Source organism: Sphaerisporangium sp. B11E5 (genome assembly GCF_039871875.1).
Classification (GTDB): Bacteria; Actinomycetota; Actinomycetes; order Streptosporangiales; family Streptosporangiaceae; genus Sphaerisporangium.
In genome coordinates this window covers 120,779-146,926 of the sequence record NZ_JBDPMD010000009.1, presented here as the reverse complement: position 1 = coordinate 146,926, position 26,148 = coordinate 120,779, and the positions used below count along the sequence as shown (strand labels likewise).

Genomic DNA, 26,148 nt, shown 5'->3' with positions numbered 1-26,148 from the left:
GGCGGCGCCGGATTCGCCGTACGACGTCCCGCCGTCGCGGCGCCGATCAAGGGCCGTGAGGTGCGGGAGCAGGAAGCCTGCGTCGGGGCCGACAGCCGGAACCCACGGCCAGCGGCCAGAACCCGGGACCGACGGCCGCAACCCGGGAGCAGTGGCGCCAGACGACGGGAGTGGTGGCCGGACGACGGGAGTGGTGGTCTGGGGGCGGGGGTCAGCGCCTGCGGCGGCGGCGCCACAGGGTGATGGTGGCGGCCACCGCTACCACCGCGCCTACGCCGATCAGGAGGGGGGCCAGGGACGGCGGGGGCTGGTCGGCCGGGTCCTCGGTGAGGTCGCCGTAGGCCGGTGGGGGGGCGATCAGGTCGCGGGTGGAGGTGAGGAGGTGGTCGGCGGTGGCTTTGACCTTGGCCATCTGGCGGGAGGCCACGCGTTTGGGGCTCACGCGGTTGACTATGGCGTCCACCGTGGTCGCCAGTTCCGCCCGGGTGCGCTCGATGTTCCGCTCCAGCGCCTCTGGATCGGTGTCCGCCATGACTCGATCCCCTTTTCCTCGTCGCCGCCCCGTCCGGCGTGCCGTGTTTGCAGCGATCAGTCTGTCAGGTCCGGTCACCGTGCGGCACGGTGGGCGTGCCAGGTGTCGCGTGCCGTAAGTTGGCTGGCGTGACTGAGATCAGACTCGAACCAGGGGACGCCGCCCCCGGCTTCACGCTGCCCGACTCGAACGGCACGGATATCAGCCTCGACTCCTACCGCGGCAAGCGGGTCGTCCTTTACTTCTACCCGGCGGCGATGACGCCCGGGTGCACCACGCAGGCCTGTGATTTCCGCGACAGCCTGTCGGCGCTGGACGCGGCGGGGGTCGTGGTGCTCGGGGTGTCGAAGGACACGCCGGCCAAGCTCGCGAAGTTCGCCGAGCGGGACGCGCTGACGTTCCCGCTGTTGTCGGACCCGGAGCTGAAGGTCCACCAGGAGTACGGCGCGTACGGCGAGAAGAAGAACTACGGCAGGACCATCCTCGGCGTGCTGCGGTCCACGTTCGTCATCGATCCGGACGGCAGGATCGAGAAGGCCATGTACAACGTGAAGGCGACCGGCCACGTGGCCCGTCTGCGCAAGGAGCTCGGCATCAACTGAGCCGGGAGCCAGCAGGATGACCCCGGACCTGGACTAACGGTCACCACGCCAGTCGCTACGGGTGCCGCCCATGCTCAATTAGGATGGCGAACGCCTACGCGGGGTCGTAGCCCAATGGCAGAGGCACAGGTTTTAGGTACCTGACAGTGTGGGTTCGAATCCCACCGACCCCACCAGGTCCTTGTCGTTGGAGAAGTAGCGAAGGCCGCCCCCACCACCTGGGGGCGGCCTTCGCGCTGAGGGCCCGCTGGGCATGGGGCTCCTGCGCCAGGAGAGGCGGAGACGCGGCGGGCGAGGTCTCCCGGGCCGCGTGGCTTCTCCCCCTGCCACGCGACCCGTCGGCGTCGACCCGCATCGCGGTCTCCCTTTATCCACCCGAGGGTGGCTCCCTGCAAGAACTATCCCGCATGCGGCGTAAGAGGGGTGTAAGGGCATTTGTCCTGTGTACGACCTGGGTCGTAGCCGCAGATCCCTCTCCAGACGGACAGTCCGTGACCGGGCCGAACGTAGTGTTGGTGACGTGTTCGGCAGAGTGCGCGCGTGGGGGTCAGGCCATCGCAGACTGGTCGACGGCCTCGCCATCGCCCCCCTCCTCCTGCTGTGCGCGCTGGCCCTGCCCGCGTACACCGGGTCGATGTCGCCCGGCGGCAGAGCGCTCGGCATCCCGGGCTACGTGCTGCTGTCGGCCGCCCTCCTGGTCCCTCTGATCTGGCGGCGCGCCCGCCCGGTGCAGATGTTCGCGGTCATCGCGCTGGTGTGCTTCGGCCAGTGGCTGGCGGGGGTCCAGCCCATCCCGGCCAACCTCGCGGTGTTCGTCGCGATGTACGGTGTGGCGGCCCGCTGCGCCTTGAGGTGGGCGGTGGCGGCGGGTGCGGTCGTCGAACTCGGCCTGATCCTGGCGCTGGTCCGCTGGGAGGTCGCCGTCCAGCCGATCGCCGTGATCTCCGGCTCGTTCTTCGTGCTCAGCCCGTGGATCGCCGGCATCTACGCCAACACGCGGCGCCGCTACCTGGAGAGCCTGGAGGAGCGCGCCGAGCGGGCCGAGCGGGAACGCGACCAGCAGGCCCGCATCGCCACCGCCGCCGAGCGGGCGAGGATCGCCCGTGAGCTGCACGACGTGGTGGCGCACAACGTCAGCGTGATGATCGTCCAGGCGGACGGCGCGGGGTTCGCCATCGGCACCGACCCCGAGCAGGCGCGCCAGGCCCTGCAGACCATCTCCCGCACCGGCCGGCAGGCGCTCGCCGAGATGCGGCGGCTGGTCGGCATGCTGCGGCAGGACGGCCAGGAGGAGGACTACGCGCCGCAGCCGGGCGTGGCGCAACTCGACGATCTCGTGGCCCAGGTGCGCCGCTCCGGCATGGCGGTAGAGTTCAGCGTCGGCGGCACCCCGATCGACCTGCCGGAGGGCGAACAGCTCGTGATCTACCGCGTCGTCCAGGAAGCCCTCACCAACACCCTCAAGCACGGCGGCCCCGGCGCCAGAGCCCGGGTCGAGATGACGTACAGCGGACGCGAGGTCCTGCTCCAGGTCACCGACGACGGGCGCGGCGCGGCCGCACCCCGCAGCATCGACGGGCACGGGCTGATCGGCATGCGCGAGCGGGTCGCGATGTACGACGGCAGCGTGCGCGCGTCCCCGGTGCCCGGCGGCGGGTTCCAGGTCAACGTGCGGCTGCCGGTGAGCAGGGCCGCATGAGCATCAGGGTCGTGCTGGTGGACGACCAGGAGCTGGTGCGCGCGGGGTTCCGCATGGTGCTCGGCGCCCAGCCGGACCTGGAGATCGTCGGTGAGGCCGCCGACGGGGCCGCCGCGGTGGCGCTGGTCGGCACGGTGAGCGCCGACGTGGTGCTGATGGACGTCCGCATGCCCAACATGGACGGGGTGGAGGCGACGCAGCGCATCAGGGAACTGCCCGACCCGCCGAAGGTGCTCATCCTGACGACGTTCGACCTGGACGACTACGCGTACGCGGCACTCAAGGCGGGCGCGTCCGGGTTTCTCCTGAAGGACGTGCCGCCGTCGGACCTGGTGAGCGCCATCCACTCGGTGCACGCCGGGGACGCCGTCATGGCGCCGAGCGCGACGCGGCGCCTGCTGGAGCGCTTCACCGCCCACCTGCCCGGCCCGGAGTCCGCGTCCGGGGGCCCGCTGGCCGACCTCACCGCGCGCGAACGGCAGGTGCTGGTGCTGGTGGGCCGCGGCCTGTCCAACAGCGAGATCGCCGCACGGCTCACCCTCGCCGAGGCGACCGTCAAGACCCACCTCGGCCGTGTGCTCGCCAAGCTCGGCGTCCGCGACCGCGCCCAGGCCGTCGTGTACGCCTACGAGACCGGCCTGATCAAGCCGCTCGGCCGTCCCGGCTCCGACCAGGTGTGACACGTCCCGGGGAGGATCCGGGATCAGCCCTGAGTCGGAGACCCGGTACCTCCCCGGTCGCAACCGGCGCGCCGGACGCCACCGTGGGCTGATCGAGAGCCCGTTCCCAAGGCTCAGGTAACCGGCCCGATGCGCTCATAGCGTGGGATCACCATGAGATCCGTACTGTTCAGGGAGCCATCGTGACCCTCACCGGCAGAGAGACCCAGACCACGGCCGCCGTGACCGCCAGAGGGGTGACCAAGGTCTACGGCACCGGTGACACCGCCGTGCACGCGTTGCGCGGGGTGGACGTCGCGTTCGGCACGGGAGCGTTCACCGCCATCATGGGGCCGTCGGGGTCGGGCAAGTCGACGCTCATGCACTGCCTGGCGGGCCTCGACACGGTGACCGCCGGCGAGGTGCGCGTCGGCGACGTGGACATCACCAAGCTGAACGACAAGAAGCTGACGCTGCTGCGGCGCGAACGCGTCGGGTTCATCTTCCAGGCGTTCAACCTGCTGCCGGCGCTCACCGCCGAGCAGAACATCCGCCTGCCCCTGGACATCTCGGGCCGCCAGGCGGACGAGGACCTGTTCGACGCCGTCATCAGCACGGTGGGGCTGCGGGACCGGCTGAAGCACCGGCCGAGCGAGCTGTCCGGCGGGCAGCAGCAGCGGGTCGCGGTGGCCCGCGCCCTGATCGGCAAGCCGCAGGTCATCTTCGCGGACGAGCCGACCGGCAACCTCGACTCGCGCAGCGGCGCCGAGGTGCTGTCGTTCCTGCGGGCGTCGGTGCGCGAGCTGAGCCAGACCATCGTCATGGTGACGCACGACCCGGTCGCGGCCTCGTACGCCGACCGTGTGGTGTTCCTGCGTGACGGTGTGCTGGTCACCGAGCTGATGGCGCCGTCCCCGCAGACCGTGCTGGACACCCTCGTGAAGCTGGAGGCCTGACGATGATCAGGACCACGCTCGCGGGGCTGCGCACCCACAAGCTGCGGCTGCTGCTCACCTCGCTGGCCATCACCCTCGGCGTGGGGTTCATCGCGGGCACCTTCGTGCTCACCGACACCATGCGGGCCGGGTTCGACCAGCGCATGGCCGCCTCGGCGAGCAAGGTGGACGTCGCGGTGCGGCCCCGCACCGGCGAGAACGCCGCCAAGGTGCTGCCCGCGGACCTCGCCAAGGTCACCGGGGTGGCGGGCGTCGCCGAGGCGCACGGGCTGGTGCGCGGGGACGCCGCGCTCCTCGGCAAGGACGGCAAGGCCGTCGGCGACGCCGCCACGGCGGCCGTCTCGGTCACCCCCGGGCGGCTCAACCGCACGACGATCACCAAGGGGGTGGCGCCGGCCGGCGACGGCGAGGCCATCCTGGACGAGGACACCGCCAAGACCCGCGGCTTCGCGGTGGGCGACACCGTGACCGTGCTGGACCACAAGGGCGCCCGGCACGACTTCCGCCTGGTGGGGCTGTTCGACATCGGGGTGGATCAGCAGCTCGCCTACACCGGCGCCCTCGGGTACACCCCCGAGGTGGCGCGGGCCATGACCGGGCGGTCCGCCTTCGCCGGCATCGACGTCGCGGCGGCGCAGGGAACGGACCCCGGCGCGCTGGTGCCGGCCGTGTCGGCGGCGCTCGGCGGGCGGTTCCAGGTCATGACCGGCGAGGAGCTCGGCAAGCAGCTCGCCAGGGCGGCGGGCACGGACGCCCAGGTCGTCATGTTCGCCCTGCTGATGTTCGGGCTGGTCGCGATGCTGGTGGCCGCCCTGGTCATCTACAACACGTTCAACATCCTGGTGGCGCAGCGGGCCAGGGAGATGGCGCTGCTGCGGTGCATCGGCGCGACCCGGCGGCAGGTCTTCGGGTCGGTGCTGCTGGAGTCGGTCGTGGTCGGGCTGATCTCGTCCGGGCTGGGGCTGCTCGCCGGGGTGGGACTCGGCGCGGGTGCGCTGGCGCTGCTGCGCGCCTTCGGCCAGGACGTGCCGTCGGCCGGGCTGTGGCCGGAGCCGCGCACCATCGCGATCGCGCTGGCCATCGGGCTGTTCGTCACGGTGGCCGCGGCGCTGCTGCCCGCCCGTACGGCCACCCGGGTCGCGCCGGTGGCGGCGCTGCGCACCCAGAGCGACGAGCAGACGTTCCGCGCCGGGGTGCTGCGCATGATCTTCGCCGGGCTGTTCCTGCTGGCCGGGGGCGGGGTCACCGCGGCCGGCGTCATCATGGAAGCCGGGCAGGCCGCGCTGTTCGTCGTGATGGCCGGCGGCGTGCTGACGTTCTGCGCGGTCCTGATCCTCGGCCCGGTGCTGGTGCGGCCGCTCAGCGCGGTCGCCGGGTGGCTGCCCGCCAAACTGGGCGGGGTGCCCGGCCGGCTCGCGGTGACCAACTCCGGGCGCAACCCCAAACGGTCCGCCACCACGACCGTGGCGCTGACCATCGGGGTGACGCTGGTGACCCTCATCTCGGTGATCACCGCGACCGTCGGGGCGACGTTCACCGCCCGCATCGACCAGCAGTTCCCCGTCGACTTCATGGTGGCGGCCCAGTACAGCAGCGCCGACCGCGACGGCGGTGCGCTGCCGTCGTCCCTGGCGGAGGGCCTGCGGACCCGGCCCGAGCTGAGCTCGGTGGTGAGCGTCAAGGAGACCGAGGGCAAGGTCGAGGGGCACCGCGGGCCGGTGCTCGTCGGCACGTTCGCCGGCCCGTTCACGCCGGTCCTGCTGGAGGGCTCCAGCCGCGACTTCGTCCCCGGCGCGGTCGTGGTGGGCAACCGCGTCGCCAAGACCCTCGCCGTCCGCCCCGGCGGCACCCTGATCCTGGACACCCCCGAGGCGGGCCCGGCACGGGTGCGGGTCGCGGGCCTGTTCGAGGACGACACCATGCCCATGCCCGACGTCGTCGTCCCCGCCGCCGCCTTCACCGGCTACTACGGCACGATGGGCGACACCCGTGTCCTGGTGAACGCCAAGGACGGCGTCGCGACCGCCACCGCCCGCAGGGCCGTCGAGGCCGCCACCGCGTCGTACCCCACCGCGAGGGTCCTCAGCGCCGCCGAGATCAAGGGCCAGTTCGCCCAGGCCCTGGACATGCTCCTGGTGATCGTCACCGGCCTCCTCGGCCTGGCGATCCTGATCTCCCTGCTGGGCATCGCCAACACCCTCAGCCTCTCGGTCCACGAACGCACCCGCGAGTCGGCACTCCTGAGAGCCCTGGGCCTCACCCGCCCCCAACTCCGCCGCATGCTCTCCCTGGAAGCCCTGGTCCTCGGCCTCATCGGCGCCTTCGTCGGCGTCACCCTGGGCATCGTCTTCGGCTGGGCCGCCACCACATCCCTCGTGGAAGGCACCCTGTTCCGTGTCCCCCTCCCCCAGGTCCTGTCCTTCATCGCCCTCTCCGGCCTGGCCGGCGTCCTGGCCGCCGTACTCCCCGCCCGCCGAGCGGCCCGCACGTCGATCGTCGGCTCCCTGGCCGCCGACTGACCCGGCCGCGGTGGCCCGGCGCTCAGCGAGGGTGTGGGCCGGGCCACTGGGTGGCGATGGACTCCGGGTTGAGGAGAGGGTGGATGGTCAGGTCGCCGGTGTGGCGGTCGATGACCACGCAGGCGCCGCCGATGGTGCCTGGGAGGGTGCCGGGGTCGGGGGGGTCGGAGGGGCGGGCCCAGGCGATGTGGCCGGACGCGAAGGAGTGCAGGCCTACCTCGGTGGCCTCCTCGGCGGGGAGTGCGCCGTTGAGGTACTCCTCGGCCAGTGCCCGGGCCTGTGCGGGGGACAGCTCTCTCATCGGCGCCGGCCCGAGCGGTCGGTGATGACGCAGAAGACACCGGCCACCGGGCCCGCGGGGGGCTCAAGGGAGGTGTGGCCACGCTGGCCGTCGGCCCAGACCACCTCACCGGCCGCGTTGAGGGCGTTGGACGCGTGGCTTCCCCCGGAGGGCCAGCGGGTGATGAGGACGGCGGCGGCGCCGTGGCCGGCGGCCTCCACGCGGTGCGACACCAGTGTGTACGCCCGCCGTCCCTGCCCCACGTACTCGAAGCGGTGCCCGAGCCAGCGCTCGGCACGGGCCGCGCCCCCGGGTTCGCCTCGCAGGGACGGGCGGCCGACGCGGTCGTACTCGGGCTGCCGGGGCGCGGCCACCACCGGCTCGCCGTGCCAGGTGGACACCACCGCGAGCGCGCAGTCCAGGGCGTTGGTGGCGCGGAACGGGTCCTCCCCGGGGCCCTCCCCGTTGACGAGCCGCAGCCACGTGCCCCGAGGGTCGGGGAAGCGGGCACCGTCGGCCACCGCCTGGCACAGGTCCCGCTGGACCTGCGGGTCCGGCCAGGCGAAGCCCCCTGGCACGCCGTACACGCGGCAGGTGTCCAGGCGCGCGGGGCGGTCGGGGCGGTCGAACCAGTCCGGCGGCTCCCCGTAGCCGGAGGGCCGGGCGTGCCGCCGCTCGAAACGGCCGGCCGGCGGCGCGGCGGGCAGGTCGGCCGCGATCTCGTAGTCGCGCCAGCGGGTGCCGTCGGATGTCACCACGGGGTTGTAGATCACGCTTGTGGGCGTGTGCCGCGAGGCGCCCCCGTGACCGGCTCTGGACAATGTTCCCCCCGAAAATCGTCCCGGTCGAAGGCCCGATGCTAGGCACCACCGAGGGGCTCGGGCGGGGGAACCGGGCAGGAAGCTGGGGCTCCGGCCGTGGTCACTTCACGACGACCAGGACGGAGTGCCAGCCCGTGGCGCCGTCCGGGGCGGGGGGCGCGTACTTGTCGGTCTGGGTGTAACCGGTGGCGTCGGTGGCGCGGACGGCGATGGTGTGGTTGCCGGGGGTGGCGTTCCAGCCCTCCAGTACCCACTGGCGCCAGGTGTCGGGGCTCGGGACGTCCGCCAGGCGGGCCTGCTGCCAGGGGCCCTTGTCGATCTGGACCTCGACGGCGTCCACACCGCGGTGCTGGGCCCAGGCGACGCCGGCGATGGTGGTGGGGCCGGGGGTGATGGTGGAACCGCCGCGGGGGACGTCGATGCGGGACTGGGTCTTGACGGGGCCCTGCGGGGACCAGCCGCGTGGGGTCCAGTACGCCTCGTCCTGGTCGAAGCGGGTCACCTTGATGTCGGTGACCCACTTGGTGGCCGAGACGTAGCCGTACAGGCCGGGCACGACCTGGCGGACCGGGAAGCCGTGGGACACCGGCAGGGTCTCGCCGTTCATCGCGATGGCGAGCATGGCGTCCCTGCCGTCCATGACGATGTCGACGGGTGTGCCGCAGGTCCAGCCGTCGGAGGAGGTGGAGAGGAGCATGTCGGCGCCGGAACGGATGCCGGCGTCCCGCAGGACGTCGGCCAGGCGGGCGCCGAGCCAGCGGGCGTTGCCGACGTACGGGCCGCCGACGTCGTTGGAGACGCAGGCGAGGGTGACGTCGCTCTCGAAGAGGGGGCGTTTGAGCAGGTCGGCGAAGGTCAGCTCCACCGGGCGGTCGACCATGCCGTGGATCTTGAGGGTCCACGTCCTGGGGTCCACCTGCGGGATCACCAGGGCGGTGTCGACGCGGTAGAAGTCCTTGTTGGGCGTGGTGAACGGGGAGAGGTCCTTGATGCGGAGGTCCACGCCCTCGGGGAGGGCGGGCAGGGGCTTGGCCGCCTTGGGGAGGGCCACGCCGGCGCGGGCCCGGTCGACGTTGAGGCGCGCCGCCAGGCCGCGGCCGGCGAGCTCGCTCGCCCCGGCCACGACGACGCCCGCCACCACGCCGGTGAGGAGGCCGCGGCGGTCGAGTTCGCCCACCGGATGGGCCCGTGGGTACTCGGTGACCGTGTCCGCGTCGTCCGGGGTGATGGTGTCCGCCTCCCGCCAGGTACGGCGGGCGAGAAGCTTGAGTGCCCAGGCGCCGACGGCGGCGCCGAGCACGGACGGCAGGACGTCCAGCGGCCCCGCGTCCGGCCGCCCCATGGCCGCCACCGCGCCGACGAGCCCGAACGCCAGCACCCCCGCCGTGGCCCAGCTCGGCCGCCGCCGTGCGAGCACCCCGAGCCCGGCGGCGATCAGCGCCAGCACGACGACGATGCCGGTGATCAGCACCAGCTTGTCGTTGGTGCCGAACGTCCGGATCGCCCAGTCCTTGACCGCCGCGGGCGAGGCGTCCACCGCGGCGTCCCCCACCGCCACCACCGGCGACGCCTTGGGGTTCAGCACCCCCGCGACGAGCTGCCCGACCCCGAGGGCCACGGCCGCCGCCACGACCCCGATGAGCCCTCCGGCCCAGACCTGCCCACGCCGGGCCTCTTGCACGTTCTCCACAGCCTGAACGCTACGCCCAACAGCCCTTGGTGATTCTTACGCCCTGGTTACGACCGGCATCCGGCCCCCGGACGGCCACCCGCCCCGCCGCGTGGGGTCAGGAGGCGAGGAGGGTGTGGATGTGGGGGGTCAGGGCGCGGAAGGCGCGGCCGCGGTGGCTGGTGGCGTCCTTGTCGGCGGGGGGCATCTCGGCGGTGGTGCGGGTCTCGCCGGTGGGGAGGAATATCGGGTCGTATCCGAAGCCGCCGGTGCCTCTGCGGGCGCGGATGATCTCGCCTTCCAGCACGCCCTCGACGACCTGCTCCTCGCCCGTGGGGAGGACCAAGGCGGCGGCGCAGGTGAAGTGGGCGCCGCGGTGGGCGTCGGGGACGTCGGAGATCTGGGCCAGCAGCAGGTCCAGGTTGGCGTCGTCGTCGCCGTGGCGGCCGGACCAGCGGGCGGAGAGGACGCCGGGCATGCCGTTCAGGGCGTCCACGCAGAGGCCGGAGTCGTCGGCCACGGCGGGCAGGCCGGTGGCCTCGGCGACGGCGCGGGCCTTGATGAGGGCGTTCTCGGCGAAGGTGAGGCCGGTCTCGGGGATGTCACCGATCTCGGGGTACTCGTCCAGGCCGATCAGGTCGATCTTGCCGTCGGCCTCGGAGAGGATGCGGCGCAGCTCCTCGATCTTGCCGGGGTTGCGCGTGGCCAGCACCACCCTGTTCATGCGAAGGCTCCGTTCTGTGGGGTGAGCGCCGTGGAGGTACCAGGGTGGCGCGCGACGGCGGCCTGGTGCCACTGATTTGTCCCGGCCGCGCGCGACGAGGCCGGGCGGGTCACGACGCCAGGGCCTCGCGCTGGACCTCGGTCAGCCGGGTGCAGCCGGCGGTGGCGAGGTCGAGCAGGGAGTCGAGGGTGCCGCGCGAGAACGGGACCCCCTCGGCGGTGCCCTGGACCTCGACGAACTCGCCGGAGCCGGTCATGACGACGTTCATGTCGGTCTCGGCGGCGACGTCCTCGGTGTAGCAGAGGTCCAGCAGCGGGGTGTCGCCCACGATGCCCACCGAGACGGCGGCGACCGAGTCGACCAGCGGGTCGCCGGGGCACATCTTGCGCTTGCGCATCCAGCGCACGGCGTCGGCCAGGGCGACGTACGCGCCGGTGATGGCCGCGGTGCGGGTGCCGCCGTCGGCGCGCAGCACGTCGCAGTCGAGGACGATGCTGTTCTCCCCGAGGGCCTTGTAGTCGACACAGGCCCGCAGGGACCGGCCGATCAGCCGGGAGATCTCGTGGGTGCGGCCGCCGATCTTGCCGCGCACCGACTCGCGGTCGGTGCGGGTGTTGGTGGCACGCGGCAGCATGGCGTACTCCGCCGTCACCCAGCCGAGCCCGCTGCCCCGGCGCCACCGGGGCACGGTGTCCTGCACGGAGGCGGCGCACAGCACCGTGGTGGCGCCGAACTCCACCAGCACCGACCCCTCGGCGTGCGGGAGCCAGCCGCGGGTGATCGTGACGGGCCTGAGCTGATCGGGACTGCGTCCATCGTGGCGTGCCATGAGCATCACCCTAGGTCATCCGCGGCGCGCCTCCGTCCGCTCAGCCGAGGTCGTACACCTCGCCGCTGCGCGCGAGCCGCACCGTGCCGTCGAAGCCCCCGCGGCCGGCGTCGGCGTGGATGACCTCCGGGTCGTACCACGGCACCAGATGGGTGAGCACGAGCGTGCCCACCCCCGCCCTGGCCGCGTGCTCGGCCGCCTGCCGTCCGTTGAGGTGCAGGTCGGGAGGCGTGCCGGGACGGTCGGGCCACGACGCCTCGCACAGCAGCACGTCGGCCCCCGCGGCGAGCTTCACCAGCTCGGCGCACTCCCCCGTGTCGGCCGAGTACGCGACCGAGTGCCCGCCGTGCGAGACGCGGAAGCCGTAGGTCTCGACCGGGTGGTTCATCTGCGCCGCGGTCACCTCGAACGGCCCCACGGTGAACGTGCCGGGGCGCAGCGCCTCGAACGCGAAGGCGGTCTCCAGGCCCGGCTCCTCGGACATGCCGTAGGCCGCCGACAGGCGCCGTGGCGCCTCGCGGGGCGCGTACACCGGCACGCGGGGGAAGGGCCGCTCGGGCGAGTAGGTGCGCACCACGTGGTAGACACACAGGTCGAGGCAGTGGTCGGCGTGCAGGTGGGACAGGCAGATGGCGTCCACGTCGTACAGCCCGATGTGCCGCTGCAGCACACCGAGCGCGCCGTTGCCGAAGTCGAGCAGCAGCCGGAACCCTTCCGCCTCCAGCAGGTAACACGACGCGGGACTGTCCGGCCCGGGGAAGCTCCCCGCGCACCCGACGATCGTCAGCTTCACCAACGGCCTCCTTAAGACGTACCCGGGCCGGTCACCGTCGGCCCCGCTTGCGGACTCTCAGCCCCATTTTCCGCACATCGCCCTCGACGACCTGCACCGATCACCCACCGTGCCGGACAACGACATAGCATCTGACCAAGAACTTTCGGGCTCGTGCGGAAAACAGGGCTAGCTGGGCGCGGTGAGCGCCTCTTCGCCTGGGGCGTCGCCCACCAGGGCGCGTTCCACGGTGCCGATCTCCGGACCGAGGAACCGCCGCCCGAGGTGGGCGAAGAGGGTGCCGTCACCGGTCTCGCGGAACCGGTGGACGGGGGTGCCGGCGGAGGCCGCGAGGCCCCGGTCGTGCAGGATGCGGTAGACGTCCTTGGCCGTCTCCTCGGCGCTGGACACCAGCGTGACCTCGTTGCCCACCACGTACGAGATGGCGCCGGTGAGCAGCGGGTAGTGGGTGCAGCCGAGGATGAGGGTGTCGCAGCCGTCCTCGACCACCGGCCGCAGGTACTCGCGGGCGACCTCGATCAGCTCGTCGCTCATCGTCTCGCCCCGCTCCACGAACTCCACGAACCGCGGCGCGGCGACCCCCGTGATGCGGACGTCAGGCGCGGCGGCGAACGCGTCGTGGTAGGCCATCGACTCGATGGTGGCCCGGGTGGCGATCACGCCGACCCGGCCGTTCCTGGTGGCCCGCACGGCCCGGCGGGTGGCGGGCTGGATGACCTCGACCACCGGCACGTCGTACCGCTCCCTGGCGTCCCTCAGCATGGCGGCGCTCGCGGTGTTGCACGCGATGACCAGCATCTTCACGTCGTGCTCGACCATGTGGTCCATGACCTCCAGCGCGTACGCCCGCACCTGCGCGATGCGTTTCGGGCCGTACGGCTGGCGGGCGGTGTCGGCGACGTAGAGGATCGACTCGTTCGGGAGCTGGTCGATGATCGAGCGTGCCACGGTGAGCCCGCCGACGCCGCTGTCGAAGACCCCGACCGCGGGGCCCGGGGGCCGGGGCCCGGACGACGATTCCAGCATGCTGACCCACGGCGCGTGGGCGACGCTCCCGATGTCCACCATGATGCCCAAGGTTAGGGGACCATGAACAATCGCTCGCGGTAAGAATCCTCACATCGGAGTAATCCTCCGCCCGGCATCGGACGGATGCCCTCAACCCCTACCAAGACGGGCCAACTGCCGTGCCTGCGCGACGAGGTTCCCCGCCGCGTCCCACACCTCGACCTCCTCGTCGAACCACCCGTCCCTGACCAGCCGCCCCTGGCCGAACAGGGTGAGCCAGCCGGGCGCGGGCAGGGCCCGCAGGTGCCAGGTGAGCTCCACCGTGGGGGCCCAGCCGCGGTACCCGGCGGAGAACACCACCGGCGGCAGCACGTCCACGGCCATGGCCAGCACGTACGGGTCGGGGTCCTGCGGCTCGGACAGGCGGAAGTACGCGCGGGACTCGGGGCGGCCGGTGGGCGTGCCGGTGAACCACCCGACGGTGGGCGGGTCGAAGCGCAGGTCCATGCGGGCGTTGAGCGTCATGTTGGACCCGGGCTTCGGCTCGGGCAGCGGCAGGCACTCCTCGGGCGGCGGCATCGCGACGGGGGGCCCGGCGGTCCAGCCGGGGGGCTCGCCGGTGAGGGTGGCGGTGGTGACCAGCGCCTCGATGTAGGCGGCGCCGTCCTGGACGAGAGTGACGCGGGCCATCGCGGCGGTGCGGCCGGTCTTGAGCGGCTCCAGGCGCACCTGGGCGGGCCCGGTGGCGGGCGCCCGCAGGAACTGCGCGGAGGTGGACACCGGGTGCTCGTACGGCGAGGCGTCCACGGCCGCGCGCAGCATCACCGCCATGAGGTAGCCGCCGTTGAGGGGGCCGCCGACCACGTAACCCGGGTCCAGGCACACGTCGTAGGTGGTCACGTCGACCCGGACGGCCTGGGTCGCCTCGTCGAACTTGGTCATGCGCCTCGCTCCGGGCCGTACCGAATGTTGTTCTAGACCCTCACCCTAACGGAGGCCCGGAGCAGGCGCGATGATCAGGCCCAGAGCTGGCCTTCGAGGCGGTCCTCCGCCTCGTCGAGGGTGCCCTCGTAGGCGCCGGTGGACAGGTACTTCCACCCGCCGTCCGCCACGATGAACGCGATGTCGGCCCGCTCCCCCGCCTTGACGGCCTTGGCCGCCATGCCGAGAGCGGCGTGCAGGGCGCAGCCGGTGGAGATGCCGGCGAAGATGCCCTCCGCCGACAGCAGCTCGCGGGTGCGGCGCAGCGCGTCCGCCGAGGTGACCGAGTAGCGCGTGGTCAGCACGTCCGCGTCGTAGATCTCCGGGATGAAGCCCTCGTCCACGTTGCGCAGGCCGTACACCAGCTCGCCGTACCTCGGCTCGGCGGCGACGACGCTCACGCCGGGCACCCGCTCACGCAGGAAACGCCCCACCCCCATGAGCGTGCCGGTGGTGCCGAGGCCCGCGACGAAGTGGGTGATGGACGGCAGGTCCTCCAGCAGCTCGGGACCGGTCGACTCGTAGTGGGAGCGCCAGTTGGCCGGGTTGCCGTACTGGTAGAGCATCACCCACGAGGGGTTCTCGGCGGCCAGGCGCTTGGCGACCCGCACCGCCTCGTTGGACCCGCCCGCCGCCGGGGACGAGATGATCTGCGCGCCCCACATGCGCAGAAGCTGGCGGCGCTCCTCCGAGGTGTTCTCCGGCATGACGCAGATCAGCTTGTAGCCCTTGAGCCCGGCCGCCATGGCCAGCGAGATGCCGGTGTTGCCGGAGGTGGGCTCCAGGATGGTGCACCCGGGGGTGAGCAGGCCGTCCTTCTCCGCCTCCTGGATCATCCACAGCGCGGGGCGGTCCTTGACCGAGCCCGTCGGGTTGCGGTCCTCCAGCTTGGCCCAGACCCTGACGTCCGGCGAAGGGGACAGGCGGGGCAGCCCCACGAGCGGGGTGTGCCCGACGGACCCGGTCAGCGATTCGAAACGCATGATCAGCGCGCGCCGCCCGCGACGGCGGGCAGCACCGTCACGGTGTCGCCGTCGGCGACCGGGGTGTCCAGGCCGCCGAGGAACCGGACGTCCTCGTCGTTGAGGTAGACGTTGACGAAGCGGCGCAGGCCGCCGTCGTCCACGATGCGCGCCCGCAGGCCCGGGTGGCGGGTCTCCAGGTCGCCGAGCAGGTCGGAGAGGGTGGCTCCGTCGGCCTTCACCGACTTGGCGCCGTCGGTGTACGTACGGAGGATGGTCGGAATGCGAACCTCGATGGCCATCGCGGCAGGCTCCTCGATCGGTGTCTTCTAAAGTCGTCAGCGGTCGCCGGTGGGGTCACCGGGCACCCGGCGGTTGTGAACACTAAGTGGTCGGCGGGGATTCCGGCGCGATCACGGACAGTCGTAGACGACGAAGAAGGGCGTGTGCGCGAACAGGTGGTTCTGCACGGGCGGCACGAGCGCCACAGGCGACGACTGCCCGGCGCGCACCGGGGCGCTCGCCATGTCCGGGTCGATCGTCGGCATGTACACAACTGTACAGCTTCCCGTCCTTCGTCCCCATGGCCGCCACCGGGGCTGCCAGGACGGCACTAGGGACGACACTAGGAACGGCACTAGGAGGCGTCTAGGACGGCTCAGCCGACGATCTCGACCGGCTCCTCGGTGATCACGCCGTCCACGATGCGGAACGAGCGGAACTGCACGTCATCGGGGTCGGCGGTGGACACCAGGACGTAGTGGGCGTTCGGCTCGGCGGCGTAGGAGACGTCGGTGCGCGAAGGGTACGCCTCGGTGGAGGTGTGCGAGTGGTAGATCACCACCGGCTCCTCGTCGCGGTCGTCCATCTCGCGCCACACCTTGAGCTGCTCCACCGAGTCGAAGCGGTAGAACGTCGGGGAGCGCTCGGCGTTCTCCATCGGCACGAAACGCTCGGGACGGTCCGAGCCGAGCGGCCCGGCGATCACCCCGCAGGCCTCGTCCGGGTGGTCGGCCCACGCATGGGCGATGATCTTGTCGGCCAGCTCCCGTGCGATCGTCAGCATGCCTGGAAGTTACCAAAGCGCCCGGACCAGCGTGTCCTGCAGGTAGGTCAGCCAGTCGTAGGTGACGAACGCGGGGTAGCGGGGATCGTCCTCGCGCATCTCGGCCAGCTCGTCGTGGATCTCCTCGGTGACCTCCAGCCGCACGCCGAGGGCCAGCCGCACGTCGTTCAGCGCCCGCAGCCACGCCTCGGCCTGCTCGCCGGTCAGCTCCACCCGGCCCTGCTCGGCGGTGTCGAGCAGCGTCTCGGCGTCGGCGCGCTTGCCGTCGCGCAGCGTGGCCTCGGTGTAGCGGCGGAACTCCGAGGCGGCCTTGTCGTCGTCGGCGTACGCCGAGGGGAACAGCCGGGCCAGCACCGGGTCCGACGGCTCCACGGCCTCGCCGATGCCGAGGGCCCGCTCCAGGGGGTCGTCACTGGCCGGGCCCGGCTGCACCAGGCCGAGGATCTGCGTCACCAGCGAGCGCAGGATCGACGCCTCGCCGGCGTCCAGCTCGATCATGACGCCGCCGCCCCGCGCCGCGCGGAAGCCCGTGCTCACGCCGAGTCCTTCTGGACGGTGGCCCACAGGCCGTAGGAGTGGAGGATCTGCACGTCGCGCTCCATCTCCTCGCGGGTGCCGCTGGCCACCACGGCCTTGCCCTTGTGGTGGACGTCGAGCATGAGCTTCTCCGCCTTGGCCTTCGGGTAGCCGAACACCGTCTGCAGCACGTAGGTGACGTACGACATGAGGTTCACCGGGTCGTTCCAGACGATGGTCAGCCACGGCAGGTCGGGGCGGACGTCCGTCTCAGGACGCGCCACTTCGGCTGGAGCGGTACTACCCACCTTCCCATCCTGCCCTACCCCGTGCGTACTCTTCGACTTGTGAAGATGCCCATGAGCGCCGCGTTGCTCACCGATCACTATGAGCTGACGATGCTGGAGGCGGCGCTCGGCAGCGGCGCCGCGCACCGCAGGGCGGTCTTCGAGGTGTTCGCCCGCCACCTGCCCCAGGGGCGGCGGTACGGCGTGGTCGCGGGCACCGGGCGGGTCCTCGACGTCCTGGAGGCGTTCCGGTTCGGCGAGGAGGAGATCGGGTTCCTGCGGCGCGGGCGGGTGGTGGACGAGCGCACGCTGAAGTTCCTGGCCGGGTACCGCTTCACGGGGGACGTGCACGGGTACGGCGAGGGGGAGTGCTACTTCCCCGGCTCCCCGATCATGGTGGTGGACGGCACGTTCGCCGAGGCGGTGCTGCTGGAGACGGTGATCCTCTCCATCCTGAACCACGACTCGGCGGTGGCGTCCGCGGCCTCGCGCATGGTGCGCGCGGCCGGGGAGCGGCCGATCATCGAGATGGGGTCGCGGCGCACCCACGAGGCGGCGGCGGTCGCGGCGGCGCGGGCGGCGTACCTGGCGGGGTTCGCGTCCACGTCCAACCTCATGGCGGGCGGCCTGTACGGCGTGCCGACGGCGGGCACGGCGGCGCACGCGTTCACGCTGCTGCACGACTCCGAGCACGACGCGTTCGAGGCGCAGCTCGAGTTCCTCGGCACGGACACGACCCTGCTGGTGGACACCTACGACGTCGCCAAGGCGGTGCGCACGGCGGTGGAGCTCGCCGGGCCGCGGCTCGGCGCGGTGCGCATCGACTCGGGCGACCTCGGGGTCGCCGCGCACGAGGTGCGGCGCATGCTGGACGGGCTCGGCGCCACCGGCACGCGCGTCGTCGTCACCGGGGACCTCGACGAGTACTCCATCGCCGCGCTGGCCGCCGCGCCCGTGGACGGGTACGGCGTCGGCACCTCGGTGGTCACCGGGTCGGGGGCGCCGACCGCGTCCATGGTGTACAAGCTGGTGGCGCGCGAGGACGCCGGGGGCACGGTGCAGCCGGTGGCCAAGCAGTCGGTGGGCAAACCCAGCCGGGGCGGGCGCAAGACGGCGTTCCGGACGCTGGAGAACGGCGTCGCGTCGTGCGAGCTGGTGTCCACCGTGCCGGACGCCCCCGCGCCGGCGGGCACCCGGCCGCTGCTGCGCCCGCTGGTGCGCGGCGGCGAGATCGTCGGTCGCGAGCCGCTCACCGAGGCCCGCGCGCGGCACCGGGCGTCGGTGGCGGAGCTGCCTCAGGAGGCGCACCACCTGTCGGCCGGGGACGCGGCCATCCCCACCGAGTTCACCTGACGATCCCTCTCCCGCGGCGAAAGGACCCCCGATGAAGACCACGCTGGTGATCGTGGACGTGCAGAACGACTTCTGCGAGGGCGGCAGCCTGGCCGTCCAGGGCGGCGCCGGGGTGGCGGCGGCCATCGGCCCGCACGCCGCGTCCGGCTCCTACGACCACGTGGTGGCCACCCGCGACTACCACGTGGACCCCGGCGACCACTTCTCCGACCACCCCGACTACGCCCGCACCTGGCCCGCGCACTGCGTCGTGGGCACCGAGGGGGCGGCGTTCCACCCGGCGCTGGACACCTCCCGGGTCGAGGAGGTCTTCAGCAAGGGACGGCACAGCGCCGCCTACAGCGGCTTCGAGGGCCACGGCGCGGACGGCACCGGCCTCGCCGACTGGCTGCGGTCCCGCGACGTGGAGGCGGTGGACGTGGTCGGCATCGCCACCGACCACTGCGTGCGCGCCACCGCCCTGGACGCCGCCCGCGAGGGCTTCACCGTCCGCGTCCTCCTCGGCCTCACCGCCGCCGTCGCCCGCCCCACCACCGACGCCGCCCTCGCCGAACTCCGCACCGCCGGCGTCGAACTGGTCGGCACCCCGGTCGTCGCCCCGGCCTGAGCTCCGAGAAACCGCGACCGGACCGCCTCGCCGAGCTCCGCGCCGGCCTGGGACCAGCCGTCGCCCCGCGGAACCGCGACCGGACCGCCTCGCCGAGCTCCGCGCCGGCCTGGGACCGGCCGTCGCCCCGCGGAACCGCGACCGGACCGCCTCGCCGAGCTCCGCGCCGTCGGCATGGGACCGGCCGTCGCCCCGGTCTGAGCCCCAGGGCCGCCTCCGGATCCCGAAGCACCCCTCCGCGCGGGCCCGCGGTCACCGTCCGCGCTGGGTGGCCCACTTGCGGATGGTGTCGATGCGTTTGCGGATCTCCTCGGTGGACGCCTGGGCGATGGCCGGGCCGCCGCAGACGCGGCGCAGCTCGGCGTGGATGACGCCGTGGGGCTGGCCGGTGCGGTGGTTCCAGGCGCCGACCAGGCCGTTCAGCTCCTTGCGCAGGGCCGCGATCTCCTCGTGGGGGGCGAGCGCGGGCTCGGGGCGGGGCTCGGCGGCCTGGCGGCGGCGGGCGGCCTGCTGGTCGGCCTGGTGCTTGCGCAGCAGGACGGCCACCTGGTCGGGCTCCAGCAGGCCGGGCAGGCCGAGGAAGTCCTCCTCCTCGGGGGAGCCGGGCTCGGCGCCGGTGCCGAACTCGCCGCCGTCGAACAGCACGCGGTCGAACGTCGCGGACGCCTCCACGGTCTCGAACGGCAGCTCGTCGCCGAGGACGTCGGGATTGTCCTTCTTGCGCTGGGCGTCCTCGACCAGGAAGTCGTCAAGCCCCTCCTCGGGCAGCTTGCGGTCGAGCACGTGGTCGCGCTGCGCCTCCATCTCGCCGGCCAGCCCCATGAGGGTGGGCACCGACGGCAGGAACACCGACGCGGTCTCGCCCCGTTTGCGTGCCCGGACGAAACGCCCCACCGCCTGGGCGAAGAACAGCGGCGTCGAGGTGCTGGTGGCGTACACCCCGACCGCGAGGCGCGGGATGTCCACCCCTTCCGACACCATGCGGACCGCCACCAGCCACCGCTCCTCGGAGGCGGTGAACTGCTTGATCTTGGCGGAGGCGCCGGGGTCGTCGGACAGCACGACCGTCGCGCCCTGCCCGGTGATCTCACGCAGCAGCCGGGAGTAGGCGCGGGCGGTCTCGTGGTCGCTGGCGATCACCATGGCCCCGGCGTCCGGCATGCCGCGCCGCACCTCGGTGAGCCGCCTGTCGGCCGCCACGAGCACCTGGCGGATCCAGTCGCCCTTGGGGTCGAGCGCCGCGCGCCACGCCTGGCCGAGCTGGTCCTTGGTGAGCGGCGTGCCGAGCGTCGCAGTGATCTCGTCGCCCGCGCGGGTGCGCCACCGCATCTCCCCCGCGTACGCCAGGAAGATCACCGGGCGGACCACGCTGTCGGCCAGCGCGGGCGCGTAGCCGTAGGAGTAGTCGGAGACGCTGCGCCGCACGCCGTCGCCGTCCTCGGCGTAGGTGACGAACGGGATGGGGTTGGTGTCCGACCGGAACGGGGTGCCGGTGAGGGCGAGCCGGCGGGCGGCGGGCTCGAACGCCTCGCGCACGCCGTCGCCCCACGACTTCGCGTCGCCCGCGTGGTGGATCTCGTCGAAGATCACCAGCGTCTTGCGCGCCTCGGTGCGGGCCCTGTGCAGCGCCGGGTGCATGGCCACCTGGGCGTACGTCACCGCCACGCCGAGGTAGTCGCGCGAGGTGGCGCCCTGGCTGTTCTTGAACTCGGGGTCGATGGGGATGCCCACCCGGCCGGCGGCGTCGGCCCACTGGCGCTTGAGGTGCTCGGTGGGGGTGACGATGGTCACCGACCGCACGACGCCCCGGGTGAGCAGCTCGCTGGCGATGCGCAGCGCGTAGGTGGTCTTGCCGGCGCCCGGGGTGGCGACGGTGAGGAAGTCACGCGGCTCGCGCCGGAAGTAGAGGTCGAACGCCTCCTGCTGCCACGCCCGCAGCCGGGGCGCGGTGCCCCAGGCGGCGCGGTCGGGATAGGACGGGGAAAGGTGGGACGCGGCGAAGTTGCTCACGCCCGCCCCCCGGACGGGCGGCCGGGGAACGGCGGGCGGCACACGGCGGACAGGCTCAACGCCGACCTCCTCCTCCAAGAACCTTTCCCGGCCGCCGGGGCGGCACCCCGGCGCATGATCGTGTCGTCGTTTCGCTCCCTCACAGTGAAGCCACGATAGTGGGGACCACCGACAGAACATGCCGTCCCCCGCGGATCCGGCGGGGCCGCGGTTCCCCGTACGGCCGTGACCTGCTCCTTCACCCGCTACTTCACCAGGGCCAGCATGCCGTCGATCTCGGCGCGCCGCCGCGGGTCGTCCGGCTGGACCATGCCGACGATCACCACGCTCGCGTCCCCGCCCTCCTTGGCCAGCACCGTGACCCGCAGGTACGCCGGGCGGTTCACCACGTCGCTGTAGCCGGCCCGCAGCGCCCGCGAGTGGCCGGTGTAGCCGCCCACCTCGACGGAGCGGTCGTCCACCGTGTCCACGGTGTCGCCGTGCAACAGCAGCCGCCCGTACAGCTCGGTGAGGGACAACGCGGCGGCCCGGGGGCCGGAGACCGAGACCGGGTCGCCCGGCCGGGTCATCACGATGGCCGACCCGCCGTACACCGCCGAGGAGGTGAAGCCGGTCACCGGGGGCACCGCCCCGGCGCGCCACCCGGGCGGCATGAGGTAGGTGACCCCGGCGAGGCCGTCCGTCACGCTGAGGCGCGTGGTGTCGGGCGCGTTCACCCGGCTCACGATCGTGGACACCACCAGGGCCACCACGGTCACCCCCGCGACGATCGAGCCGAGCACGACGGCGAGCCGCTGCGCCCACAACGGCACCCGGACGCCGGACGGCGCGGCGGGCGCGCCGTACAGGCGGGCCGACGGGGGCAGGCCCTCCTGCTCCCGCGGCGGCCACGCGGGCTCGCCGTACGGCCGGCGTTTCCTACGGTGCTCCTCCACGCCTTCTCCTCCCGGTGCATCCGAGTATCGGCTCCGGGGGTGCCCCCGCGTCAACGAGCGGACGCGGTCGGTATCGGCGTCAGACGACGGGCAGGCGGAACGCGGCCCACATGTCGCGCATGCGGGCGGCCTGGCCGGGGGTGAACTCGGTCATGCAGGCGTCGGTGGAGTAGTCCATGAAATTGTGCACGGGGTCCTCGCCCGGCTCGGTGCAGGTGTCCTTGCTTTGCGGGCAGCCCTGCGTGGCCCGGCTTTCGGCCGGGGTGTCGTCGATGAGGTCGCCGGGCGGGGCGCAGCCGTTCTCGAAGGTGTGCAGCAGGCCGAACCAGTGGCCGATCTCGTGCACGCCGGTGTAGCCCCTGCCGAAGTCGCGCAGGGCGCCGCCGGGCAGGCTGCGCCAGTCGATGACGACGCCGTCCAGGGAGGGGCGGAGCCGGTACCAGTGGGGGTAGGTCGAGTAGCCGAGCACCATCTCGCCGAGCTGGCCGACGTACAGGTTGAGCGTGTCGGCGCCGCCCTTGCGCAACCGGGTCTTCATCGGGATCTCGTTGCCCAGCGGGTCGCGGAACCAGCTCGGCTCCTCGGTGCGGGTCACGCCGCGCAGCGTGAACCTGATGCCGGTGTCCACGCCGCCGAGCCGCCCGCCGTACGCGGCGTTCAGGGCCTCGATCTGCGCGGTGACCGCGGCGTCGTCCGCACCCAGCCTGCCCTCGGTGAGCACGTGCACCCAGACGGGCACGATGACGGACGCCGGCACGGGTGGCGCGACGGCACGCAGCCGCGCCCGCATGGCCGCGACCATGCGGGCGGCCTCACCGGGCCCCGGGTGGTACGGCTCGGGCGGGCGCGCCGCGACGAGCGAGGGCCCGCCGCACGACCGCCCGGCCGCCCGCGCGGGCCCGGGCACGGCACCGAGCGTGAACAGGCACACCAACGACACCGCCACCGCCCGCCGGACCATGCACTCCCCCGTCGCTCCAGGTCAACTGGTCGGAGTGCTGACGCTAACCCGGTAGGCGCCCCTGTGCCGGGAGTGACACTCAGTCGCCGGATTCGCCCTTGGGCAGGCCCTCGTAGATTTCCTTGCACTCCGGGCATACCGGGTAGCGCTTGGGGTCACGGCTCGGCACCCAGACCTTGCCGCACAGGGCGCGGATCGGGGTGCCGGTGACCATGCTCTCGGTGATCTCGTTCTTGTCCGCGTAGTGCGAGAAGCGCTCGTGGTCCCCGTCGTCGCCGTGCGACAGGTTCGGGCGGGTCTCGCTCTCGGGAAGGATCTTCGTGCTCACGGAATCCGAGTCTACGTGCGTCCGGCCTCAGCCCGCGTGCACGGGCATGTCGGTCTTGCGGCCCGCCTTGACGAAGAAGGCCAGGCCCGCGGCCACCACCGCGACGATGACGGCCACGGTGAAGCCGTAGTGCATGCCGTCCAGGAAGGACAGGTGGGCGGCCGAGGTGAGGGCGTCCGCGACGGGCTGCGGCGTGCCCGGCGGCACCGGGGCGACGCCGAGGGACACCGGGCCCTTGAGCGCCTCGATCTGCGCCGGGGTGCTCGGGACGTTGTTCGCGGCCATGTGGCCGGGCAGCACGTCCGCGACCTTGGCGGTGATCAGCGCGCCGAGCACGGCGGTGCCGAGGGAGCCGCCGACCTGCATGGCGGACTGCTGCATGCCGCCCGCGACGCCGCTGAGCTCCACCGAGGCGTTGCCCACGATGACCTCGGTGGCGCCGACCATGACCGGGGAGAGCCCGAAGGCGAGCAGCACGAACGGGATCGCGGTGTCGACGTACCCGGCCTCCAGGCCCAGGCGGGACAGCAGGAACATCGAGATCGCGGTGATCAGCATGCCGGCCGCGATCGGGATCCTCGGCCCGAGCTTGGTCAGCGCGAAGCCGGCCAGCGGGGACGCGATGATCATGCCGGCGCTCATCGGCAGCAGGCGCAGGCCCGACTCCAGCGGGGACAGGCCGTGCACGCCCTGGAAGTAGAAGGTCAGGAAGAACATCGCGCCGAACATGGAGAAGGCCATCAGCACCATCAGCGCGGTGCCGACGGAGACCGACACGTTGCGGAACAGGCCGAGGGGCAGCAGCGGCTCCCTGGCCCTGGTCTGCCAGAACACGAAGGCCGCGCCCAGCACGACGGCCGCGGCGGCGAAACCGATGGTGCGGCCGTCGCCCCAGCCGTACTCGGGGGCCTTGATGATGGTCCAGACCAGGCAGAACATCGCGCCGGACAGCAGCACCACACCCGGGATGTCGATCCTGGACAGCGACTCGGCCCTGCTCTCCCTGATGACCCACAAGCCGACCAGGAGCGCGACGACGCCGACCGGGACGTTGATGAAGAACACCGACTGCCAGCTCACGTTCTCCACCAGCAGGCCGCCGACGATGGGGCCCGCGGCGCTCGACACGCCGATCGCGGCACCCCAGATGCCGATGGCCATGTTCAGCCGCTCGGCGGGGAAGGCGGCGCGCAGCAGCGCCAGGGCGGCGGGCTGGAGCAACGCGCCGAACAGGCCCTGCAGGACACGCAGGGCGATGAGCAGGCCGATGGACTGGCTGAGGCCGATGGCCAGCGAGGTCACGGCGAAGCCGGCGATGCCCACCATGAAGACGCGCTTGTGGCCGAACAGGTCGCCCAGCTTGCCGGCGGTGATGAGGAACACCGCCAGGGAGAGGAGGTAGCCGCTGGTGACCCACTGGAGATCGGAGAGCGAGGCGCCGAGCTCCTGGCCGATCACGGGGTTGGCGATGGCGACGACGGTGCCGTCCAGCATCACCATGATCACGCCGAGCGCCACGGCGAGGAGGGTGAGCCACGGATGGCCGTGACCACGTCTTACTGGCGCGTCGGGGCGCGCGGCCAGCGCTTGTGCCATGGAAAAGTCCCCCTGTATCTATCTGTGTCAGCAGGCGGTAATTTATGTCAGTCCCTGACAGATGACAACCACTTTTATCCGACACATGGTGACTTGTGGCATAGTAAGTCGTGAAGATGTCCGGGAGGTGTCTGCCATGGGTCTACGCGAACGCAAGAAGCACCGGACCCGGCAAGCGTTGATCGACACCGCCTTCGACCTGTTCGTCACCCAGGGGTTCGAGGCCACCACCGTCGACCAGATCGCCGCCGCGGTCGAGGTCTCCCCGCGCACCTTCTTCCGCTACTTCGGCAGCAAGGAGGAGCTCGCGCTCGACTTCACCGCCGAGTACGACGAGCGCATCACCGCCGCCCTCGCCGCCCGGCCCGCGGACGAGCCGCCGCTGGCCGCGCTGGCCGCGGCGTACCGCGAGTTCATCAGGGCGATGCGGGACAAGGGCGACTCCGCCGAGGACACCGAGCGGTTCGTCAAGCACCGGCGCGTGATCGACGCCAACCCGGCACTGCTGGCGTCGAGCTTCGCGCGGATGGCCGCGGTCGAGGAGAAGCTCAGCCAGGAGGTCGCCAGGCGGCTCGGCGCCCCGCCGTCCGACCTGCGTCCCCGGCTGCTGGTGGCGCTCGTCAACGCGGCCATCCGGGTGGGGTTCTCCTCCGCCGTGGACGAGAACAGCCCACGGGACCTGGCGGCGGACGTGGAACGCGCGCTCGACCTCTGCGAGAAGGCTTTGACGCCCGGGGCGGACAGCTTCACTAGTTGAGCTTGGGGTCGTCCGGGCAGGTCGCCACGAAGGCCAGCTCACCGGGCTGGCGGCGCAGCACCGAACGCCACAGGTTGGCGGGGCTCGAATCGAACGTGTCGCCGGGCTCGGCCTCCACGACGTACCACGAACCGTCGCGGATCTCGGCCTCGAGCTGGCCCGCCGTCCAGCCCGCGTACCCGGCGAAGATGCGCATCTGGGTGATCTCGCCGGCGAGGATCTCCGGCGGGGCGTCGAGGTCCACCGTGCCGAGCTTGGAGACGGCCGAGGTGCCCGCGTGCAGCCGCCGCCAGCCGAGCGGCTCCTGACCGCTCGGCACCGCGGCCAGCGCGAGCGCGCTGTCGGTCTGCACCGGCCCTCCTTCGAACAGGACGGGCGGGCCGCTGACCAAGGCGTCCCAGGACGGCAGGACCTGGGTGACGGTGACCTCACTGGGCCGGTTGAGCATGACGCCGAGGGTGCCGCCGTCGTCGTCGTGCTCGAGGACGAGCACCACACCGCGCCGGAAGTTGGGGTCGTCCAGCAGTGGCGTCGCCACCAGCAGCCTGCCGACGTAGATCGCCTCCGCCATGCATCCATCATGACGTGTGACAGCCGGAACGCGCGCCCACCCCCCGGCACATTAAGCCCTTCCCCTGAAGGGATGTTACGACGAGCACTTAATTGGGCACTGTCAGTGACGAAGATCGGTATCGGAG

Annotated in this window: 29 protein-coding genes and 1 tRNA gene; 9 read left to right on the top strand and 21 right to left on the bottom strand. The window is 72.3% G+C overall.

All coding sequences use genetic code 11. From position 1 onward, the window contains the following. Nucleotides 1-211: 211 nt before the first annotated feature. Complete coding sequence (locus tag ABGB17_RS12150) at nt 212-532, bottom strand: DUF3618 domain-containing protein (protein WP_347628569.1); 321 nt, start codon at nt 530-532, stop codon at nt 212-214. A 128-nt stretch (nt 533-660) separates the two neighbouring features. Between ABGB17_RS12150 and bcp the strand changes: the two genes are divergently transcribed. The 6 genes from bcp to ABGB17_RS12120 all read left to right on the top strand — a co-directional run bounded on the left by bcp (nt 661) and on the right by ABGB17_RS12120 (nt 6,967). Continuing rightward, a complete protein-coding gene (gene bcp, locus ABGB17_RS12145) occupies nt 661-1,134 on the top strand; it encodes a thioredoxin-dependent thiol peroxidase (RefSeq protein WP_347628566.1) in 474 nt (157 codons plus the stop codon). Between the two features lie 100 nt (nt 1,135-1,234). Beyond that, nucleotides 1,235-1,310, top strand: a tRNA-Leu gene (locus ABGB17_RS12140). Between the two features lie 344 nt (nt 1,311-1,654). Then, on the top strand, nt 1,655-2,833 hold the full coding sequence (locus ABGB17_RS12135; protein WP_347628565.1) for a sensor histidine kinase: 1,179 nt from the start codon (nt 1,655-1,657) through the stop codon (nt 2,831-2,833). Further along, on the top strand, nt 2,830-3,513 hold the full coding sequence (locus tag ABGB17_RS12130) for a response regulator transcription factor (protein ID WP_347628564.1): 684 nt from the start codon (nt 2,830-2,832) through the stop codon (nt 3,511-3,513). The genes ABGB17_RS12135 and ABGB17_RS12130 overlap by 4 nt, the downstream gene beginning before the upstream one ends. Before the next feature lie 182 nt (nt 3,514-3,695). Beyond that, nucleotides 3,696-4,448, top strand: a complete 753-nt coding sequence (locus ABGB17_RS12125) for an ABC transporter ATP-binding protein (protein ID WP_347628563.1) — start codon at nt 3,696-3,698, stop codon at nt 4,446-4,448. A 2-nt stretch (nt 4,449-4,450) separates the two neighbouring features. Further along, complete coding sequence (locus ABGB17_RS12120) at nt 4,451-6,967, top strand: FtsX-like permease family protein (RefSeq protein WP_347628562.1); 2,517 nt, start codon at nt 4,451-4,453, stop codon at nt 6,965-6,967. Between the two features lie 22 nt (nt 6,968-6,989). On the opposite strand, the gene ABGB17_RS12115 is transcribed toward ABGB17_RS12120, so the two are convergent. The 14 genes from ABGB17_RS12115 to clpS all read right to left on the bottom strand — a co-directional run bounded on the left by ABGB17_RS12115 (nt 6,990) and on the right by clpS (nt 16,924). Then, on the bottom strand, nt 6,990-7,268 hold the full coding sequence (locus ABGB17_RS12115; RefSeq protein ID WP_347628561.1) for a hypothetical protein: 279 nt from the start codon (nt 7,266-7,268) through the stop codon (nt 6,990-6,992). Continuing rightward, complete coding sequence (locus ABGB17_RS12110) at nt 7,265-8,020, bottom strand: toxin glutamine deamidase domain-containing protein (RefSeq protein ID WP_347628560.1); 756 nt, start codon at nt 8,018-8,020, stop codon at nt 7,265-7,267. The genes ABGB17_RS12115 and ABGB17_RS12110 overlap by 4 nt, the downstream gene beginning before the upstream one ends. A 148-nt stretch (nt 8,021-8,168) precedes the next feature. Further along, entirely contained in the window at nt 8,169-9,758 is a 1,590-nt protein-coding gene (locus tag ABGB17_RS12105; protein ID WP_347628559.1) for a molybdopterin-dependent oxidoreductase, read from the bottom strand. 97 nt (nt 9,759-9,855) lie between these two features. Then, the gene (rdgB, locus tag ABGB17_RS12100; protein WP_347628558.1) at nt 9,856-10,461 is read right to left on the bottom strand and encodes an RdgB/HAM1 family non-canonical purine NTP pyrophosphatase; all 606 of its coding nucleotides are present in this window, start codon (nt 10,459-10,461) and stop codon (nt 9,856-9,858) included. A gap of 109 nt (nt 10,462-10,570) precedes the next feature. Beyond that, nucleotides 10,571-11,290, bottom strand: a complete 720-nt coding sequence (gene rph / locus ABGB17_RS12095) for a ribonuclease PH (RefSeq protein WP_347628556.1) — start codon at nt 11,288-11,290, stop codon at nt 10,571-10,573. Nucleotides 11,291-11,330: 40 nt separating this feature from the next. After that, entirely contained in the window at nt 11,331-12,083 is a 753-nt protein-coding gene (locus ABGB17_RS12090) for an MBL fold metallo-hydrolase (RefSeq protein WP_347628554.1), read from the bottom strand. A gap of 168 nt (nt 12,084-12,251) precedes the next feature. Beyond that, nucleotides 12,252-13,109 carry a glutamate racemase gene (murI, locus tag ABGB17_RS12085; RefSeq protein WP_347628701.1) on the bottom strand — a complete coding sequence of 286 codons (858 nt, stop codon included), beginning with the start codon at nt 13,107-13,109 and terminating at the stop codon, nt 12,252-12,254. Between the two features lie 132 nt (nt 13,110-13,241). Beyond that, nucleotides 13,242-14,033 carry a thioesterase family protein gene (locus ABGB17_RS12080; protein WP_347628552.1) on the bottom strand — a complete coding sequence of 264 codons (792 nt, stop codon included), beginning with the start codon at nt 14,031-14,033 and terminating at the stop codon, nt 13,242-13,244. Between the two features lie 74 nt (nt 14,034-14,107). Continuing rightward, entirely contained in the window at nt 14,108-15,055 is a 948-nt protein-coding gene (locus tag ABGB17_RS12075) for a cysteine synthase (protein WP_347628550.1), read from the bottom strand. A gap of 2 nt (nt 15,056-15,057) precedes the next feature. Further along, nucleotides 15,058-15,336: a MoaD/ThiS family protein gene (locus ABGB17_RS12070; RefSeq protein ID WP_347628548.1), complete on the bottom strand. Its 279-nt coding sequence runs from the start codon at nt 15,334-15,336 to the stop codon at nt 15,058-15,060. 111 nt (nt 15,337-15,447) lie between these two features. Continuing rightward, nucleotides 15,448-15,582, bottom strand: coding sequence for a hypothetical protein (locus ABGB17_RS12065; protein WP_347628546.1), 135 nt, complete (start codon nt 15,580-15,582; stop codon nt 15,448-15,450). 110 nt (nt 15,583-15,692) lie between these two features. Then, a complete protein-coding gene (locus ABGB17_RS12060) occupies nt 15,693-16,100 on the bottom strand; it encodes a M67 family metallopeptidase (RefSeq protein ID WP_347628544.1) in 408 nt (135 codons plus the stop codon). 9 nt (nt 16,101-16,109) lie between these two features. Next, nucleotides 16,110-16,637: a DUF2017 domain-containing protein gene (locus ABGB17_RS12055; RefSeq protein ID WP_347628542.1), complete on the bottom strand. Its 528-nt coding sequence runs from the start codon at nt 16,635-16,637 to the stop codon at nt 16,110-16,112. Next, nucleotides 16,634-16,924, bottom strand: coding sequence for an ATP-dependent Clp protease adapter ClpS (gene clpS / locus ABGB17_RS12050; RefSeq protein WP_347628540.1), 291 nt, complete (start codon nt 16,922-16,924; stop codon nt 16,634-16,636). Before clpS ends, ABGB17_RS12055 begins: the two co-directional genes overlap by 4 nt. A gap of 45 nt (nt 16,925-16,969) precedes the next feature. Between clpS and ABGB17_RS12045 the strand changes: the two genes are divergently transcribed. Both ABGB17_RS12045 and ABGB17_RS12040 read left to right on the top strand, forming a co-directional pair. After that, complete coding sequence (locus ABGB17_RS12045; RefSeq protein WP_347628699.1) at nt 16,970-18,256, top strand: nicotinate phosphoribosyltransferase; 1,287 nt, start codon at nt 16,970-16,972, stop codon at nt 18,254-18,256. 31 nt (nt 18,257-18,287) lie between these two features. Beyond that, on the top strand, nt 18,288-18,863 hold the full coding sequence (locus ABGB17_RS12040) for an isochorismatase family protein (RefSeq protein ID WP_347628538.1): 576 nt from the start codon (nt 18,288-18,290) through the stop codon (nt 18,861-18,863). Nucleotides 18,864-19,115: 252 nt separating this feature from the next. On the opposite strand, the gene ABGB17_RS12035 is transcribed toward ABGB17_RS12040, so the two are convergent. The 5 genes from ABGB17_RS12035 to ABGB17_RS12015 form a co-directional block, all read right to left on the bottom strand. After that, a complete protein-coding gene (locus ABGB17_RS12035) occupies nt 19,116-20,873 on the bottom strand; it encodes a DEAD/DEAH box helicase (RefSeq protein WP_347628536.1) in 1,758 nt (585 codons plus the stop codon). 245 nt (nt 20,874-21,118) lie between these two features. Beyond that, nucleotides 21,119-21,808: a hypothetical protein gene (locus tag ABGB17_RS12030; protein ID WP_347628534.1), complete on the bottom strand. Its 690-nt coding sequence runs from the start codon at nt 21,806-21,808 to the stop codon at nt 21,119-21,121. A 79-nt stretch (nt 21,809-21,887) separates the two neighbouring features. Then, a complete protein-coding gene (locus ABGB17_RS12025) occupies nt 21,888-22,769 on the bottom strand; it encodes a zinc metalloprotease (protein WP_347628532.1) in 882 nt (293 codons plus the stop codon). Between the two features lie 79 nt (nt 22,770-22,848). Further along, on the bottom strand, nt 22,849-23,097 hold the full coding sequence (locus ABGB17_RS12020; protein WP_347628530.1) for a DUF3039 domain-containing protein: 249 nt from the start codon (nt 23,095-23,097) through the stop codon (nt 22,849-22,851). A 27-nt stretch (nt 23,098-23,124) separates the two neighbouring features. Then, nucleotides 23,125-24,693 carry an MFS transporter gene (locus ABGB17_RS12015; protein ID WP_347628528.1) on the bottom strand — a complete coding sequence of 523 codons (1,569 nt, stop codon included), beginning with the start codon at nt 24,691-24,693 and terminating at the stop codon, nt 23,125-23,127. Between the two features lie 136 nt (nt 24,694-24,829). Between ABGB17_RS12015 and ABGB17_RS12010 the strand changes: the two genes are divergently transcribed. Next, a complete protein-coding gene (locus ABGB17_RS12010; protein WP_347628527.1) occupies nt 24,830-25,450 on the top strand; it encodes a TetR family transcriptional regulator in 621 nt (206 codons plus the stop codon). Here ABGB17_RS12010 and ABGB17_RS12005 read toward each other — a convergent pair. Further along, on the bottom strand, nt 25,443-26,021 hold the full coding sequence (locus ABGB17_RS12005; protein ID WP_347628525.1) for a YqgE/AlgH family protein: 579 nt from the start codon (nt 26,019-26,021) through the stop codon (nt 25,443-25,445). The genes ABGB17_RS12010 and ABGB17_RS12005 overlap by 8 nt on opposite strands. Between the last annotated feature and the right edge of the window lie 127 nt (nt 26,022-26,148).

Bases quoted from the DNA above. Each gene is read 5' to 3' on its own strand.
- ABGB17_RS12010 (WP_347628527.1), top strand. From the start codon at position 24,830: ATGGGTCTACGCGAACGCAAGAAGCACCGGACCCGGCAAGCGTTGATC.
- rph (WP_347628556.1), bottom strand. From the start codon at position 11,290: ATGGCACGCCACGATGGACGCAGTCCCGATCAGCTCAGGCCCGTCACG.
- ABGB17_RS12040 (WP_347628538.1), top strand. From the start codon at position 18,288: ATGAAGACCACGCTGGTGATCGTGGACGTGCAGAACGACTTCTGCGAG.
- ABGB17_RS12045 (WP_347628699.1), top strand. From the start codon at position 16,970: ATGCCCATGAGCGCCGCGTTGCTCACCGATCACTATGAGCTGACGATG.
- ABGB17_RS12065 (WP_347628546.1), bottom strand. From the start codon at position 15,582: ATGCCGACGATCGACCCGGACATGGCGAGCGCCCCGGTGCGCGCCGGG.
- ABGB17_RS12005 (WP_347628525.1), bottom strand. From the start codon at position 26,021: ATGGCGGAGGCGATCTACGTCGGCAGGCTGCTGGTGGCGACGCCACTG.
- ABGB17_RS12115 (WP_347628561.1), bottom strand. From the start codon at position 7,268: ATGAGAGAGCTGTCCCCCGCACAGGCCCGGGCACTGGCCGAGGAGTAC.
- ABGB17_RS12015 (WP_347628528.1), bottom strand. From the start codon at position 24,693: ATGGCACAAGCGCTGGCCGCGCGCCCCGACGCGCCAGTAAGACGTGGT.
- ABGB17_RS12080 (WP_347628552.1), bottom strand. From the start codon at position 14,033: ATGACCAAGTTCGACGAGGCGACCCAGGCCGTCCGGGTCGACGTGACC.
- ABGB17_RS12025 (WP_347628532.1), bottom strand. From the start codon at position 22,769: ATGGTCCGGCGGGCGGTGGCGGTGTCGTTGGTGTGCCTGTTCACGCTC.
- ABGB17_RS12150 (WP_347628569.1), bottom strand. From the start codon at position 532: ATGGCGGACACCGATCCAGAGGCGCTGGAGCGGAACATCGAGCGCACC.
- ABGB17_RS12060 (WP_347628544.1), bottom strand. From the start codon at position 16,100: ATGCTGACGATCGCACGGGAGCTGGCCGACAAGATCATCGCCCATGCG.
- ABGB17_RS12120 (WP_347628562.1), top strand. From the start codon at position 4,451: ATGATCAGGACCACGCTCGCGGGGCTGCGCACCCACAAGCTGCGGCTG.
- ABGB17_RS12075 (WP_347628550.1), bottom strand. From the start codon at position 15,055: ATGCGTTTCGAATCGCTGACCGGGTCCGTCGGGCACACCCCGCTCGTG.
- rdgB (WP_347628558.1), bottom strand. From the start codon at position 10,461: ATGAACAGGGTGGTGCTGGCCACGCGCAACCCCGGCAAGATCGAGGAG.
- ABGB17_RS12130 (WP_347628564.1), top strand. From the start codon at position 2,830: ATGAGCATCAGGGTCGTGCTGGTGGACGACCAGGAGCTGGTGCGCGCG.
- murI (WP_347628701.1), bottom strand. From the start codon at position 13,109: ATGCTGGAATCGTCGTCCGGGCCCCGGCCCCCGGGCCCCGCGGTCGGG.
- ABGB17_RS12070 (WP_347628548.1), bottom strand. From the start codon at position 15,336: ATGGCCATCGAGGTTCGCATTCCGACCATCCTCCGTACGTACACCGAC.